Annotated in this window: 13 protein-coding genes and 1 tRNA gene; 10 read left to right on the top strand and 4 right to left on the bottom strand. The window is 71.2% G+C overall.

Going from position 1 to position 13,859, the window contains the following annotated elements:
- Positions 1–42: 42 nt before the first annotated feature.
- Positions 43–1,437: a PLP-dependent aminotransferase family protein gene (locus tag ADL25_RS10230; RefSeq protein WP_059127344.1), complete on the top strand. Its 1,395-nt coding sequence runs from the start codon at positions 43–45 to the stop codon at positions 1,435–1,437.
- Positions 1,438–1,567: 130 nt separating this feature from the next.
- Here ADL25_RS10230 and ADL25_RS10235 read toward each other — a convergent pair whose 3' ends face one another.
- Positions 1,568–2,014 carry an ATP-binding protein gene (locus tag ADL25_RS10235; protein WP_059127345.1) on the bottom strand — a complete coding sequence of 149 codons (447 nt, stop codon included), beginning with the start codon at positions 2,012–2,014 and terminating at the stop codon, positions 1,568–1,570.
- A 254-nt stretch (positions 2,015–2,268) separates the two neighbouring features.
- Here ADL25_RS10235 and ADL25_RS10240 point away from each other — a divergent pair, with 254 nt between their 5' ends.
- From ADL25_RS10240 to ADL25_RS10280, 9 genes are all read left to right on the top strand, one after another.
- Positions 2,269–3,090, top strand: coding sequence for a hypothetical protein (locus ADL25_RS10240; protein ID WP_059127346.1), 822 nt, complete (start codon positions 2,269–2,271; stop codon positions 3,088–3,090).
- Between the two features lie 152 nt (positions 3,091–3,242).
- Positions 3,243–3,992, top strand: a complete 750-nt coding sequence (locus ADL25_RS10245; protein ID WP_181923101.1) for a YcnI family protein — start codon at positions 3,243–3,245, stop codon at positions 3,990–3,992.
- 105 nt (positions 3,993–4,097) lie between these two features.
- The gene (locus tag ADL25_RS10250) at positions 4,098–4,769 is read left to right on the top strand and encodes an SCO family protein (RefSeq protein ID WP_059127347.1); all 672 of its coding nucleotides are present in this window, start codon (positions 4,098–4,100) and stop codon (positions 4,767–4,769) included.
- The gene (locus ADL25_RS10255) at positions 4,766–5,224 is read left to right on the top strand and encodes a copper chaperone PCu(A)C (RefSeq protein WP_059127348.1); all 459 of its coding nucleotides are present in this window, start codon (positions 4,766–4,768) and stop codon (positions 5,222–5,224) included. The genes ADL25_RS10250 and ADL25_RS10255 overlap by 4 nt, the downstream gene beginning before the upstream one ends.
- A 106-nt stretch (positions 5,225–5,330) precedes the next feature.
- Positions 5,331–7,277 (top strand): copper resistance CopC/CopD family protein, encoded by a 1,947-nt coding sequence (locus ADL25_RS10260; RefSeq protein WP_059127425.1) that lies wholly within the window; start codon positions 5,331–5,333, stop codon positions 7,275–7,277.
- 8 nt (positions 7,278–7,285) lie between these two features.
- Complete coding sequence (efeB, locus tag ADL25_RS10265; RefSeq protein WP_059127349.1) at positions 7,286–8,653, top strand: iron uptake transporter deferrochelatase/peroxidase subunit; 1,368 nt, start codon at positions 7,286–7,288, stop codon at positions 8,651–8,653.
- A gap of 83 nt (positions 8,654–8,736) precedes the next feature.
- Positions 8,737–9,669 carry a prephenate dehydratase gene (gene pheA, locus ADL25_RS10270; RefSeq protein WP_059127350.1) on the top strand — a complete coding sequence of 311 codons (933 nt, stop codon included), beginning with the start codon at positions 8,737–8,739 and terminating at the stop codon, positions 9,667–9,669.
- 534 nt (positions 9,670–10,203) lie between these two features.
- Positions 10,204–11,481 (top strand): serine--tRNA ligase, encoded by a 1,278-nt coding sequence (gene serS, locus ADL25_RS10275; RefSeq protein WP_059127351.1) that lies wholly within the window; start codon positions 10,204–10,206, stop codon positions 11,479–11,481.
- On the top strand, positions 11,478–12,296 hold the full coding sequence (locus tag ADL25_RS10280) for an HAD family hydrolase (protein ID WP_059127352.1): 819 nt from the start codon (positions 11,478–11,480) through the stop codon (positions 12,294–12,296). Before serS ends, ADL25_RS10280 begins: the two co-directional genes overlap by 4 nt.
- A 55-nt stretch (positions 12,297–12,351) precedes the next feature.
- Here ADL25_RS10280 and ADL25_RS10285 read toward each other — a convergent pair.
- The 3 genes from ADL25_RS10285 to ADL25_RS10295 form a co-directional block, all read right to left on the bottom strand.
- Positions 12,352–12,439, bottom strand: a tRNA-Ser gene (locus tag ADL25_RS10285).
- 275 nt (positions 12,440–12,714) lie between these two features.
- Positions 12,715–12,954: a hypothetical protein gene (locus ADL25_RS10290; protein ID WP_059127353.1), complete on the bottom strand. Its 240-nt coding sequence runs from the start codon at positions 12,952–12,954 to the stop codon at positions 12,715–12,717.
- Between the two features lie 180 nt (positions 12,955–13,134).
- Positions 13,135–13,854: an ABC transporter permease gene (locus ADL25_RS10295; protein ID WP_059127354.1), complete on the bottom strand. Its 720-nt coding sequence runs from the start codon at positions 13,852–13,854 to the stop codon at positions 13,135–13,137.
- Between the last annotated feature and the right edge of the window lie 5 nt (positions 13,855–13,859).

Consider the following 13,859-nt stretch of genomic DNA (forward strand, 5'->3'; position numbering starts at 1 on the left):
GGAGGTACCCGGCCATCCGCATGACGTACGGGGGGATTTCCGTTGGTCCGAGCACCTGCGTCCGCGGACGCGTTCTGGTCCGGCGTCGGCGTCGACCTGCACCTCGAACCGGACGCGGCGGACGGTCGCCGCGCCGGTCTGGAGCGGGCGCTTCGGGACGCCGTGCGGGACGGCCGGCTCGCGCCCGGATCGCGGCTCCCGGCGACCCGGAAGCTCGCCGCCGAACTGGGTGTCTCCCGGGGCACCGCGAAAGCGGCGTACGACCAGTTGGTCGCCGAGGGGTACCTGACGGCGCAGCAGGGCTCGGGCACCCGGGTCGCCTCGCTTCCCGCGCAGGCGCCCGCACGGGACGACGGCGCCCCGCACACCCGTGCCCCGCGTTTCGACCTGCGGCCCGGCAGTCCGGATGTCGGCGCCTTCCCCGCGGCGGCCTGGTTGCGGGCACTGCGCCGCGCGATCGCGACCGCGCCGTCCCTCGCGTACGACTACGGCGATCCGCGCGGCCGTATCGAACTGCGCACGGCGCTCTCGGGCTATCTGGGCCGGGCGCGCGGGGTGCCGGCGCCTCCCGAGCGGATCGTGATCACCTCCGGCTATGTGCAGGGGCTCGCCCTCCTCACGCGTGTGCTGGACGGCGCGTCGATCGCCATGGAGGATCCCGGCCTGCCGTTCCACCGGGACGTGGTGCGGCACAACGGCGGCGGCGTGGTCCCGCTACGGGTCGACGAACGGGGCGCTCGTACCGGGGACTTGACCGACGAGGCGGCCGTGGTGGTGACTCCCGCGCATCAGTACCCGACCGGGGTCACGCTGCACCCGGAGCGGCGCCGGGCGCTGACGGAGTGGGCACGCGCGCGGGGCGGACTGGTCGTCGAGGACGACTACGACGGGGAGTTCCGCTACGACCGGCAGCCCGTCGGCGCGCTCCAGGGGATGGCGCCCGACCATGTGGTCTATCTGGGCACCGCCTCCAAGACGCTCGGTCCCGCACTGCGCCTGGGCTGGATGGTGCTGCCGCCGCACCTGGTGGACGCGGTGGCCGACGCCAAGCTGCACAGCGACCACCACACCGAGACCATCGGCCAGTTGGCCCTCGCGGAACTGGTCGACAGTCATGCCTACGACCGGCACATCCGCGCCTGCCGGCTGCGCTACCGGCGCCGACGCGACCAGCTCGTCGACCGGCTGGGCAGCCGTCGCCGCATCCGGGGGATCGCGGCCGGTCTGCACGCACTGGTCGACGTCCCCGACGAGGAGGCGGCGGTGGCGCGGGCCGAGGCGGAGGGGCTTGCGGTGGGGCGGCTCGGCGACCACTGGCACACGGCGGGCGAGGGACGGCCGCAGGGGCTGGTGGTCGGGTACGGAACGCCGCGGGAGCGGGCGTATCCCGAGGCACTGGACGTCCTGGGACGGGTACTGGACCACTTGGACGGCTGACAAGCGGCGTCCGGGGGGCGGGCGGGGCCCGTCTGCCGCAGATCACGTCCCCGCCGTCGCCGAGCTGCGTGGCCGTTGCGAGCGGCGAGGCAGGATGTCCTCCCGGCTGCGCACGCCACCGGGCGACGCGCTAGACGGCCACCAGCGGCGCGTCCTTCCTCCACTTGAGGATCTTGTCGAAGCTGACCACCGCACCGCCGCGGTCCGGCTTGTTGCCGATGTGGACGTGATCGGCGAGTTGCTCGATCAGGCAGAGCCCACGGCCGTGCTCGGCGTCGGTGCGGGCCGGCCGGATCGCGGGACGGACCCGGCCCGTGGGAAAGCCGGGCCCCGAGTCGGTGACCTCGATGCGGCACGTCTCCCCGTCGAGATACGCCGTGACCCGGTACGCCTCGCCGTGGGCGGCGCCACCGCCGTGCTCGACCGCGTTGGCGCAGGCTTCACTGAGCGCGACGGAGAGGTCGTAGGAGATGTCGGGGTCGACGCCGGCGGTCTCCATGGTGCCCATGAGGAGCCGTCGGGCGAGCGGCACGCTCGCAGCCTCGCGCCGCAGATGGAGTGACCACCAGATGCTCATGCTCCAGCCTCCTGGCCGCGGCTCGACATACCGTTACGTATTGCCACGACTGCCCGCGTGCAATCGCCCGTTGGACGAGATCCCGCTCGATCGGCGGATGCGCCCGGGCCGTGCGCGGGTGTAAAGAGTGGGCGCGGACAGCAGGAACGCGGCAGAAGGCGATCTTCCGGATCACTCTTCCGATAACCGCATGGATGCCACCTTGCGGACCTGCCGTACGGAGCCCACGGGGCCAGTGGGATGATGAGCCCGCCATGAGTGCCCCTCGTCAGCGCACGGCGCGCACCGGACACGATCTCCGGGTCCTGCGGGCCGCGGTGTTCGCCGCGGTCTGCGTCGTGCTGGCCGCGGCGGGGCATGCGCTCGCCTCCTGCGCCACGGTTCCGCTGTGGACGCTGGGCGCCGGATTCCTCGGCGTGTTCGCCGTCGCCGTCACGCTCGCCGGGCGGGAGCGCTCGCTGCCCGGTATCGCCGCGGTCCTCGCGGTGGGCCAGGCCGTGCTGCACACCCTGTTCGGGCTGGGGCAGCACGCCGGTGCCATGTCGATGACCTCGAGCGCGATGTCCGCGCCCGACGCCACACTCGTGGCGCGGGCCGCACACATCATGTGCGGCGCCACGGCGGCGACGATCTCCCCGGCACAGGCACAGCGGATCCTTGCCGATGCGCGGCTCGGCACGGGGTCGGACATGGCCGCCATGCACGACCCGGCGGACGCCCTGTCGACCGCCGCCGGCTCATGGTGGTCGATGCTGCCGTCCGTGCCGATGCTGCTCGGGCACGTACTCGCAGCGGTCGCCGCGGGCTGGGTGCTGCGTCACGGTGACATCGCACTGCTGCGGCTCATGCGGCTGTCCGCGCACGGAGTCGCGGAGGGGGCGCTCGTCCGGTCCCTGCGATCGGCGTTCGCGCTTGTGCGCGCCCTGCTGACCGGGCTCCCCGAGGCGCCCGAAGCGAGGACGCGCGCCCCACGCGCCTCCTTCCTCGTGCCGCCGAAGCAGCGGAAGAGCGCACTGCAGCACACGGTGATCCGGCGCGGACCGCCGTCCTCCACTCCTCACGTCCTCGCTGCCTGAACACGACGCGCCTCTCCACTCGTTCCTCCGGGAGGGCTGCCGTCGTGCAGCACGCGTGCGCGCCCGCGCCGTGCCACCCCCCGTGGCCACGGCTGCACCCGCGCACCGTTCTTCCCAATGGACTCACACTCGAAGTGGAGTGCTCTAACGCCATGAAGGCCATCAAGGGTTCCCTGAAGGCTTCGCGCCTCGCCGTCGCCGGCACCGCCGCCGCGTCGGCCGTTCTCGTCCTGTCCTCGCCCGCCTTCGCGCACGTCACCGTGCAGCCCGAGGGCGAGGCCGCCAAGGGCGGCTACGCAGTCGTCGACTTCAAGGTCCCGAACGAGCGCGACGACGCCTCGACCACCAAGCTCGAGGTCAACCTCCCCGCCGACCACCCGCTGGCCTCCGTGATGCCGCAGCCGGTCGACGGCTGGACGGTGCAGGTCACCAGGTCCAAGCTCGACAAGCCGCTCACTCTGCACGGTGAGCAGATCGACGAGGCCGTCACCAAGGTCACCTGGACCGCCACCGGCAAGGGCATCGAACCGGGCTACTTCCAGAAGTTCCCGCTCTCGGTCGGCCGGCTGCCCGAGGACGCCGACCAGCTCGTCTTCAAGGCCCTGCAGACGTACTCCGACAAGGACGTCGTCCGCTGGATCGAGGTGCAGAAGGACGGCCAGGAGGAGCCCGACAACCCGGCCCCGGTGCTCGAGCTGGCCTCGGCCTCCGAGGGGGGCCACAACGGCAGCCGGGCCGAGGACGCCTCCGCCGCCTCGGCCTCCGAGGAAACCGCCGCGGTGACCTCCACCGGCGGCAGTGACACCACCGCCCGCGTCCTCGGCGTCGTGGGCATCGTCGTCGGCGCGGCGGGTGTCGCGTACGGCGTCATGGCCGGCCGTCGGCGCAGCACCGAGGCCTGAGGTACCACTCGCCTCCGGGCACGCGCGGGGATCGTGCGCCATCGCCGTGGCGCGCGGCGCACGGTCCCCGTGCACACCGGAGCACTCACATCTGGGACGTTCTCCATGCGCAAGAAGACGCTCGCCGCGGCAGCCCTCCTGGCCGCCGCCGCGTTCACCCTCTCCGCCTGCGGCTCCGGCGACGGCGGGGACAAGCCGATCGCCGTGGTCTCCGCGGAATCCGGATCGGACAAGGCCGCGACCGTGCTCGACCAGCCGTTCGAAAAGCCGGATCTGGTCCTCACCGACACGCACGGCAAGAAGTACGACCTGCGTGCGCAGACCAAGGGCAGGCCGACCCTCATCTACTTCGGCTACACCCACTGCCCCGACGTCTGCCCGCTGACGATGAACAACCTCGCGGTCGCCAAGAAGCAGGTCGAGAAGGACAAGCAGCTGACCCCGGCGCAGAAGGAGTCGCTGCGGATCGTGTTCGTCACCACCGACCCGGAGCGCGACACACCTTCCGCGCTCGGCGCGTGGCTCAAGGGCATCGACCCCGATGTCGTCGGGCTGACCGGTGACTTCGCCACGGTCCAGGCAGGAGCCCGCACCGTCGGCATCAGCATCGAGCCACCGAAGAAGGAGAAGGACGGCAAGATCGTCTCCTTCCACGGCACCCAGGTCATCGCGTTCTCGCCGAAGACCGACGCGGGTTATGTGGTGTACGGCGAGGACGCCACCGTCGACGACTACACCAAGGACCTCCCCAAGATCATCGAGGGGGAGAACCCGTGAACCAACGCTCCGTCAACCTCGCGGTGCTGACAGCGGCGGGACTGGTGCTCGCGGGCTGCGGCGCGGGTTCCTCGTCGTCCTCCGAGCCCGAGCTGAAGGTCACCGGGGCCTACATGCCCGCCCCGCCCACCGGCGATCTCGCGGCCGGGTTCTTCGTCGTCTCCAACTCCGGTGGCGCCGACACCCTGACCTCCGTCACCAGCCGGCTCGCCGGCGACGTCACGCTGCACTCCACCAAGGACGGCGTCATGGAGGAGGAGAAGTCCTTCGCCGTGCCCGCGGACGGCCGGCTGGACTTCGAGACCGGTGGCAACCACCTCATGTTCGAGAAGCTCACCCACAAGCCCGAACAGGGCGAGAAGGTGTCCGTGCAGCTGCACTTCGCAAAGTCCGGAACGGTCACGGTCGAGATGCCGGTGAAGTCGCCGACGTACACCCCCGAGACCGGGCACTGAGAGAGGGATCACCGTGACGCAGGCCACCGCTCCCACCGGACACGTCCAGGGCGGCATCCGCGCAAAGTTCCCCCGCACGCCGCGGATCCGGGGCGTCCTGGCGCTGATGGCACTGCTGCTCGCCGTGGCGGGCACGCTGTTCGGCGGGGCCGCACCCGCCTCCGCGCACGCCGCGCTGCTCGGCAGCGACCCCGCACAGGGATCGGTGGTCGACAAGGCGCCCACGCAGATCACGCTCGACTTCTCCGAGAAGGTGGCCCTGTCGGACGGGTCGTTCAAGGTCCTCGACCCCAAGGGACAGCGGGTCGACACCGGCAAGCCGGCCGAGCTGACCGGGACGATGTACGGCGTGAGGGTGCACCCGGGTCTGCCCCGCGGCACCTACACGGTCACCTACCAGGTGGTGTCCGCGGACAGCCATCCCGTCTCGGGCGCCTTCACCTTCTCCGTCGGGGCCCCGTCCGCGACCACGGTCTCCGCCTCGGGCCAGACCGTGGGCGGCGGGGTCGTCGGCGGACTCTACGGGTTCGCGCGCTACGTCTCGTACGCCGGGTTCATCGTCCTGATCGGCGGCGCCGCCTTCGTCCTGGCCTGCTGGCAGCGGGGGGCCGGAGAGCGGGCGGTGCAGCGGCTCGTGGTCTCCGGATGGGTGGCCCTCACCTCCGCCACGCTCGCGCTGCTGCTTCTGCGCGGCTCGTACACCGGCTCGGGGAAGTTCGCCGACGTCTTCGACCTCTCCCTGGTCGGGCAGGTGCTCCAGACCAAGGCCGGTGCCGCCCTCGTCTCCCGGCTGCTGCTGCTCGCGGCGGCGGCCCTGTTCGTCGCGGTGCTCTTCGGGGCATTCGCGAAACGGGACGCGGACGGTGAGGAGAGGGCCGGCGAGGCGAACGGGTCCGGGGGCCGGAAGGCCGCGTCGGGCGGCGACGGCCTCGATGCGGAGCGGGCTGCCACGAAACAGGACCTCACCTTCGGACTCGCCGTCGGCGGCTTTGTCGTCGCGGCCGGTCTCGCGGCCACCTGGGCGATGGCCGAACACGCCTCGACCGGCATCCAGACCGGCCTCGCGATGCCCGTCGACATCCTGCATCTGCTGGCGGTCGCCGTCTGGCTCGGTGGTCTCGCGACGATGCTGGTCGCCCTGTACCGCGCGCCGTCGATCGAGAAGTCGGCCGTCCAGCGCTTCTCGCGCGTGGCCTTCGCAAGCGTCGTGACCCTGGTCGCGACCGGTGTCTACCAGTCCTGGCGTCAGCTCGGCTCGTGGTCGGCGCTGACCGGTACGGCGTACGGACAGCTGCTCCTCGTGAAGGTCGCACTGGTCGCCGTCCTGGTCGGTGTCGCCTGGATCTCGCGGCGCTGGACGGCCCGGCTCACGGACGTGCCCGCGGCGAAGGCGCAGCGCACGGCGCAGAAGAAGCGGGTGACGGCGAAGGCGTCGGCCAAGGGCGGCGGCTCGAACGCCTCCCGGAAGGGGGCTTCGGGGTCCTCCGAGCGCACCGCCCAGCTGGCCAGGCAGCGCGCCGCCATGGCCGCCGCGCGGGCCAAGCGGCTCCGTGACGCCGATCCCGCCCGTTCCGGGCTGCGTCGCTCGGTGCTCACGGAGACGGCCGTCGCCGTCGTCGTGCTGGCCGTCACCACCGCGCTGACGACCACCGAACCGGGGCGCACCGAGGAGGTGGCCAAGGCCGCCACCTCCACCGCGGCGCAGCGGTCCGGTCCGCTGTCGCTGAAGATCCCCTTCGACACGGGCGGCCAGGACGGCAAGGGCACCGTCGAGGTCACCCTCGACCCGGCCCGTGTCGGCGCCAACGAGATGCACCTCTATGTGGTGCGCCCGAACGGCAGTGCCTTCGACGTCCCCGAGGTGAAGGTCGCCTTCACCCTCGAGGCCAAGAGCATCGGCCCGCTGCCCGTCGTGCCCGACCGCATCGCCACCGGGCACTGGTCGGCGAGCGGGGTGCAGATCCCCATGGCGGGCGACTGGAAGATCGCCGTGACCGTGCGGACGTCCGACATCGACCAGACAAGCGTGAGCAAGAACGCGAAGATCGGCTGAACGACACCATGGCTGAGCAGTCCACACCCGAGGCGTCCCCCGAGGGCATCCCTTCCCAGAACACCAAGCGGGGCCCCGCCACGAAGGACGCCCCCACGCGGCGCCCGTCCGGACGGAGCGCCCCGGACGGCACCGTCGCGGACAGCGCCGCCTCCACGGGGGCGATCTCCCGGCGCCGGCTGCTGGGCACCGCCGGCGCCACCGGGCTCGCGCTGGGCGCGGTGGGCGCCGCCGCCGGATACACAGCGGCGCCCGCGGAGTCGGAGAAGACCGCGCCCCTGACCTCGCTGGGCGCGGCCCGGGTGTCGTTCCGGGGGCGGCACCAGCCCGGCATCGTCGACGCGGCCCAGGCCCGGGGTCATCTCCTCGCCTTCGACCTGGCGCCGGGCGCGGGCCGCACGCAGGCCGCCGCCCTGCTGCGCCGCTGGTCGGCCACCGCCGAGCGGCTGATGGCGGGCGAGGCCGGGCACGACGACACCGGCGTCGCCCGGGACGCGGGACCGTCCTCCCTGACGATCACCTTCGGCTTCGGCCACAGTTTCTTCTCGCGCACGGGCCTGGAGGGCCGGCGTCCCGCCGCCCTGGACCCGCTGCCCGACTTCTCCTCCGACCGTCTCGACGCCTCCCGCAGCAACGGCGATCTGTGGGTGCAGATCGGCGCCGACGACGCGCTGGTCGCCTTCCACGCGCTGCGGACGATCCAGAAGGACGCCGGTGGTGCGGCCCGGCTGCGCTGGCAGATGAACGGCTTCAACCGCTCCCCGGGCGCGACCTCCCGCCCGGCGACGGCCCGCAACCTGATGGGTCAGATCGACGGCACACGCAACCCCAAGCCGGCCGAGACCGACTTCGAGCAGCGTGTCTTCGTCCCCGGGTCCGGTGATCCGGACTGGATGGCGCACGGCTCCTACGCCGTCGTTCGCCGCATCCGCATGCTGCTAGACGACTGGGAGAAGCTCTCGCTCAAGGCCCAGGAGGACGTCATCGGCCGCCGCAAGTCCGACGGGGCGCCGCTCAGCGGCGGCACCGAGACCACCGCGATGGACCTGGAGAAGACGACCGCCGACGGCTCGCTCGTGGTGCCCCTGACCGCGCACGCGCGCATCACCCGCCCCGACCAGAACGGCGGCGCGGCGATGCTGCGCCGCCCCTTCTCCTTCCACGACGGCTTCGACGCCGACGGAACGCCCGACGCGGGCCTGCTGTTCGTCTGCTGGCAGGCGGACCCGGTGCGAAGCTTCGTGCCGGTGCAGCGCAGGCTCGACCGGGGCGACGCGCTGTCGGAATACATCCGCCACGAGGCGAGCGGACTGTTCGCCGTGCCGGGGGGCGCCGCGCCGGGCGAGTACGTGGGACAGCGGCTGCTGGAGGGCTGACCGCCGGCAAAAACAGCCCCGCGGGCCCCGCACGCCCGGATGCGAACCGCGTCCGGGCGTGCGGGGCCCATTAGGGTGAGGACATGCCGGCGAGCTACACGTATCTCGGTCCCGAGGGCACCTTCACCGAGGTCGCCCTGCGCACGCTGCCCGAGACCGCGACCCGGGAACTGGTTCCCATGGTGTCGGTCCCCGCGGCGCTCGACGCCGTGCGCAACGGCGAGGCGGAGGCCGCGTTCGTACCGATCGAGAACTCGGTGGAGGGCGGCATCACCACCACGCTGGACGAACTGGTGGCGGGCGAACCGCTGATGATCTACCGCGAGGTGCTTCTCTCGATCACCTTCGCGCTCCTGGTCAGGCCGGGCACCACGCTCTCCGGGATCAAGACCGTCACCGCGCACCCGGCCGCGCAGCCGCAGGTGCGCAACTGGCTCAAGGCCCACCTGCCGAACGCCGTCTGGGAGTCCGCCGCCTCGAACGCGGACGGCGCCCGACTGGTCCAGGAGGGCCGCTACGACGCCGCGTTCGCGGGTGAGTTCGCCGCCGCGCGCTACGGCCTGCAGGCACTGGAGACGGGCATCCACGACGCGGAGAACGCACAGACGCGGTTCGTACTGGTCGGCAGGCCCGCCCGCCCGGCGGCGCCGTCGGGCGCGGACAAGACGTCCATCGTGCTGTGGCAGCGCGACGACCACCCCGGTGGGCTGCGCGATCTGCTGGGCGAGTTCGCCGTGCGGGGGGTGAACCTGATGCTGCTCCAGTCCCGCCCGACCGGCGCCGGTATCGGCAACTACTGCTTCTGCATCGACGCCGAGGGCCATATCTCGGACCGCCGGGTGGCCGAGGCGCTGATGGGGCTGAAGAGGATCTGCCTTCAGGTCCGTTTCCTCGGCTCCTATCCACGCGCGGGGGCCGGGCCGGACGACGTCCGTACCCCGTTGCCGGGGACATCGGACGACGAGTTCATGTCTGCGGCCGACTGGGTGGCACGTTGCCAGGACGGCCGGTTCTAGACTGGCGGGGTCACGACATCCGGTCTTACCTGCAGATTTTCGCTGTCCACAGAAGTTATCCACAGGTTGGCTTCTCGACCTGGGGACAAGTCGACAACGTGGCGTCAGAGGGTCGACAAATCTCCCTAAAGGCTCCCATCCGTCCACCGCCGTGTCTGCAACAGTTGTCCACGTGTTTCTTTTGATCACCCCTTTCGAGTGACCCGTTTACCCCTGAAGGTGCAGCTAGTTCGGTTTTGTGCAGGGAATTCTTCCCTGCGGCCGCGACTTTCGAAATGATCATTCCCGGAGTCCACAGATCTTCCGCACAGGCTGTGGATAACTCCGGGACGGCTGTGGATGCCTGTGGACAAGCGCATCCCAAATCCCGTTCCCCTCGGGGAAGTCGGGTCAATGGACAACTGCCGCAGTACACCCTTCCGAGGGGCGGTGACCGTTTTCTTGACACGCAGCGTAATTCGCCCATAACGGTCCAAGTGCCGCGAGTGCGAAACACAGTCGTGAGACGGATCTCGGCACCGGTAGCCTTGAGGGGTGATTGACCTTCGCCTGCTCCGTGAGGACCCCGACCGTGTTCGCGCCTCCCAGCGCGCCCGTGGTGAGGATGTCGCGCTCGTCGACGCCCTTCTCTCCGCCGACGAGCGGCGCAGGTCGTCCGGCGTCCGCTTCGACGAGCTCCGTTCCGAGCAGAAGACGCTCGGCAAGCTGATCCCGAAGGCCTCCGGCGACGAGAAGGCCGGACTGCTCGAGAAGGCGAGCCGACTCGCCGCGGACGTCAAGACGGCGGATGCCGAGCAGCACGAGGCCGACGAGGAGACCAAGCGGCTCCTCCTCCAGCTGGGCAACCTGGTGCACCCCGACGTCCCGGTCGGCGGTGAGGAGGACTTCGTCGTCCTGGAGACGCACGGCACCGTCCGCGACTTCGGTGCCGAGGGCTTCGAGCCCAAGGACCACCTGGAGCTCGGCGAGGGGCTCGGCGCGATCGACGTCGAGCGCGGCGCGAAGGTGTCCGGCTCGCGCTTCTACTACCTGACGGGCGTCGGCGCCCTGCTGGAGCTGGCACTCGTCAACGCCGCGATGGCGAGGGCCACGGAGGCCGGGCTCACCCCGATGCTGACGCCGGCCCTGGTCCGGCCGCGCGCCATGGAGGGCACAGGCTTCCTCGGCCAGGCCGCCGAGAACGTGTACCACCTGGAGAAGGACGACTTCTATCTGGTCGGCACCTCCGAGGTCCCGCTCGCCGCGTACCACATGGACGAGATCATCGACGCGGAGAAGCTTCCGCTGCGCTACGCGGGCTTCTCCCCCTGCTTCCGCCGCGAGGCCGGTACGTACGGCAAGGACACCCGGGGCATCTTCCGTGTGCACCAGTTCGACAAGGTCGAGATGTTCTCGTTCGTCGACCCCGAGGACGCGGAGAACGAGCACAAGCGGCTCCTCGAGTGGGAGAAGGACTGGCTGAACGCCCTCGAGCTGCCGTTCCAGGTCATCGACGTGGCGTCGGGCGACCTTGGCGCGTCCGCCTCGCGCAAGTACGACTGCGAGGCCTGGATCCCCACCCAGGGCAAGTACCGCGAGCTGACCTCGGCCTCCAACTGCGACAGCTTCCAGGCCCGCCGCCTGTCGGTCCGCATGCGGGACGGCAAGAAGGTGCAGCCGCTGGCGACGCTGAACGGCACGCTGTGCGCCGTACCGCGCACCATCGTGGCGATCCTGGAGAACCACCAGCTGGCCGACGGCTCGGTGCGGGTGCCGGAGATCCTGCGCCCCTACCTGGGCGGCCGGGAACTGCTGGAGCCCGTCGCCAAGTGAGCAAGCCCGACCCCGCCGGAATCCCGTACAGGCTGATCGCGACCGACCTGGACGGGACGCTGCTGCGACCCGACGGAACGGTCTCGCAGCGCACGCGCGAGGCGCTCGCCGCGGTCACCGCGGCGGGCGCGGCACACATCGTCGTCACCGGGCGCGCCGTCCCCTGGACCCGCCACGTCCTCGACGATCTCGGCTACCGAGGTCTCGCGGTGTGCGGCCAGGGTGCGCAGGTGTACCACGCGGGGGAGCACCGGCTGCTGACGTCGCTGACGCTGGACCGGCAGATAGCCGGTCTCGCCCTGGCGAAGATCGAGGCCGAGGTGGGCCCGCTGCTGCTGGCCGCGAGCAGGGACGGACTCGACGGAGAGGTACTCGTCGGTCCCGGCTACCGGGCCCATGAGGGCCCGCTCCCTTACCAGCCGATACACGACGCGGCGGACCTGTGGTCCGCGCCCCTGAACAAGGTGTACATCCAGCACCCGACGTTGGGCGACGACGAGCTGGCCGAGGCGGCCGAGCAGGCGGCCGGCGGCCTGGTCGGGGTGACGATGGCGGGCGAGGGAATAGTCGAGATCCTTCCCCTGGGCCTGAACAAGGCGACGGGGCTGTCGCTGGCGGCGCGGCGACTCGGGGTGAAGGGTGCGGACACGATCGCCTTCGGCGACATGCCGAACGACATCCCGATGTTCGCGTGGGCGGCGCACGGCATCGCCATGGCCAACGCCCACGCGGACGTCAAGGCGGTCGCGGACGAGGTGACGCTGTCCAACGAGGAGGACGGCATCGCTGTCGTGCTGGAGCGACTGCTCGCCTAGGCGGTCGCATGTGTCGTTGTACTCGGTCGGTCGTGTCGCCGATGGTGTCGTCGTGCGGAGGATGCGCGGATCGAACGCGCGCGGGCCGTCAGGACCCGATCACGGCTTAGCAAGCCGGTGCCTTACCACTCGGCCAATCCTCCGGGTGGGCGGCCCGCGCGAATCCACTCGCGCGCTCGAAGCGGCCGCCCCGGGCAGCTCTGTACGCGGTCGGGGCTCGACGGAGGGCTAACTGCTCCGGAGTCCGCCGCGGCTGCCCTGCAGGGAGCAGGACGGACTGTCGTGCATGGACATCGCCCGGCTCCTCTCCCAGAACGTGGCGCCGGTCACCGGCGTCGTGGACACCACTACTGTGCCGGGCGACCTGATCGGGCGCCACCGAATAAATCGCGCCGTCCGTGCGGCGCGGGCGCAGTCGCTACCGGCGCCGCCACCTGCGGCGGCGCGCCTTGCTGAAGAACCAGCCGGCGGGCGGCTCGTCGGAGCGCCACGGCTGGGGGTCGGGCGCCTGGTCGCGCCAGCGAGCCGCCAGCATCCGGGCACGCGCGGACTGCTCCGTCGTGGGCGCGGACCGTATGAAGTCCTCGTCGAACACGACGCCGTCGAAGCCGTCCCCTGCCTCGCCCGCTCCATCTCCTTGAGGTGCCTGCGCGGCCATCCCCGTTCCTTTCCGCTGCACATCCCCTTTGCCCAAGTGTGCATGGGTAGGGGTGAAGCCGCTGTCAAGAATGCGTTCGAAACGGCGGGACCGACGATCCGGCGGTGGAACGCGTCGGGGGCGCGGCCGCAGTGCGGGCCGCACCCCCGGGAGGAGCCGGGCCCGGGCCCGGCGATCCGCCTACTCCTCGCCCGCCAGTGTCAGCGTCCGCAGCTTCCGTCCCGCGTACCAGGTGGCGGCCACGGTCACCACGACCAGCAGCACCGTCGCGGTCGGCAGCTTCACGTCGGAGGTGACGAGGGAGCTGTCGGAGACCTTGTGCGCGACGGCGAGCGCCCACTGCTGGACGCTGAGCGTGCGCGCCCCGGATACCAGCGAGCCGAAGAGCGCCTCCCAGACCAGTGCGTACACCAGGCCGAAGACCACGGCGTGCCGGCTCACGGTGCCGAGCAGCAGGAACAGCGCCGCGTACGCGATCGAGGCGACCAGCGCGGCCACCGTGTACGCGACGGCGATCTGCTGGCCGTTGCCGTTGAGGATCATTCCCGCGACGAACGTCGGCAGCGCCGAGAACGCCATGGTGACCGCGATCGCGACGATCAGCTTGGTGAAGATGATCGTGGGCCGCTTCACGGGCTTGGCCAGCAGGTACACCACCGAACCGTCGTCGATCTCCGGCCCGATGGCGCCGGTGCCGGCGATGACGCCGATGATCGGCACCATCGTGGCCAGGGCGAAACCGCCGAGGACGTCGTGGGCCACCTGGTCGTCGGCACCGGTCAGCGCCCGGACGACGCCGGAGATCACGATCAGCAGTACGGGCAGTGCGCCGAGAACAAGGGCACGGCGGCGGCCGAGCAGGCCCCGGTAGGTGAGCCGGGCGACTGTGGGGTCGTACATCTTCG

Source organism: Streptomyces sp. NRRL F-5122 (genome assembly GCF_001507435.1).
Classification (GTDB): Bacteria; Actinomycetota; Actinomycetes; order Streptomycetales; family Streptomycetaceae; genus Streptomyces; species Streptomyces lannensis.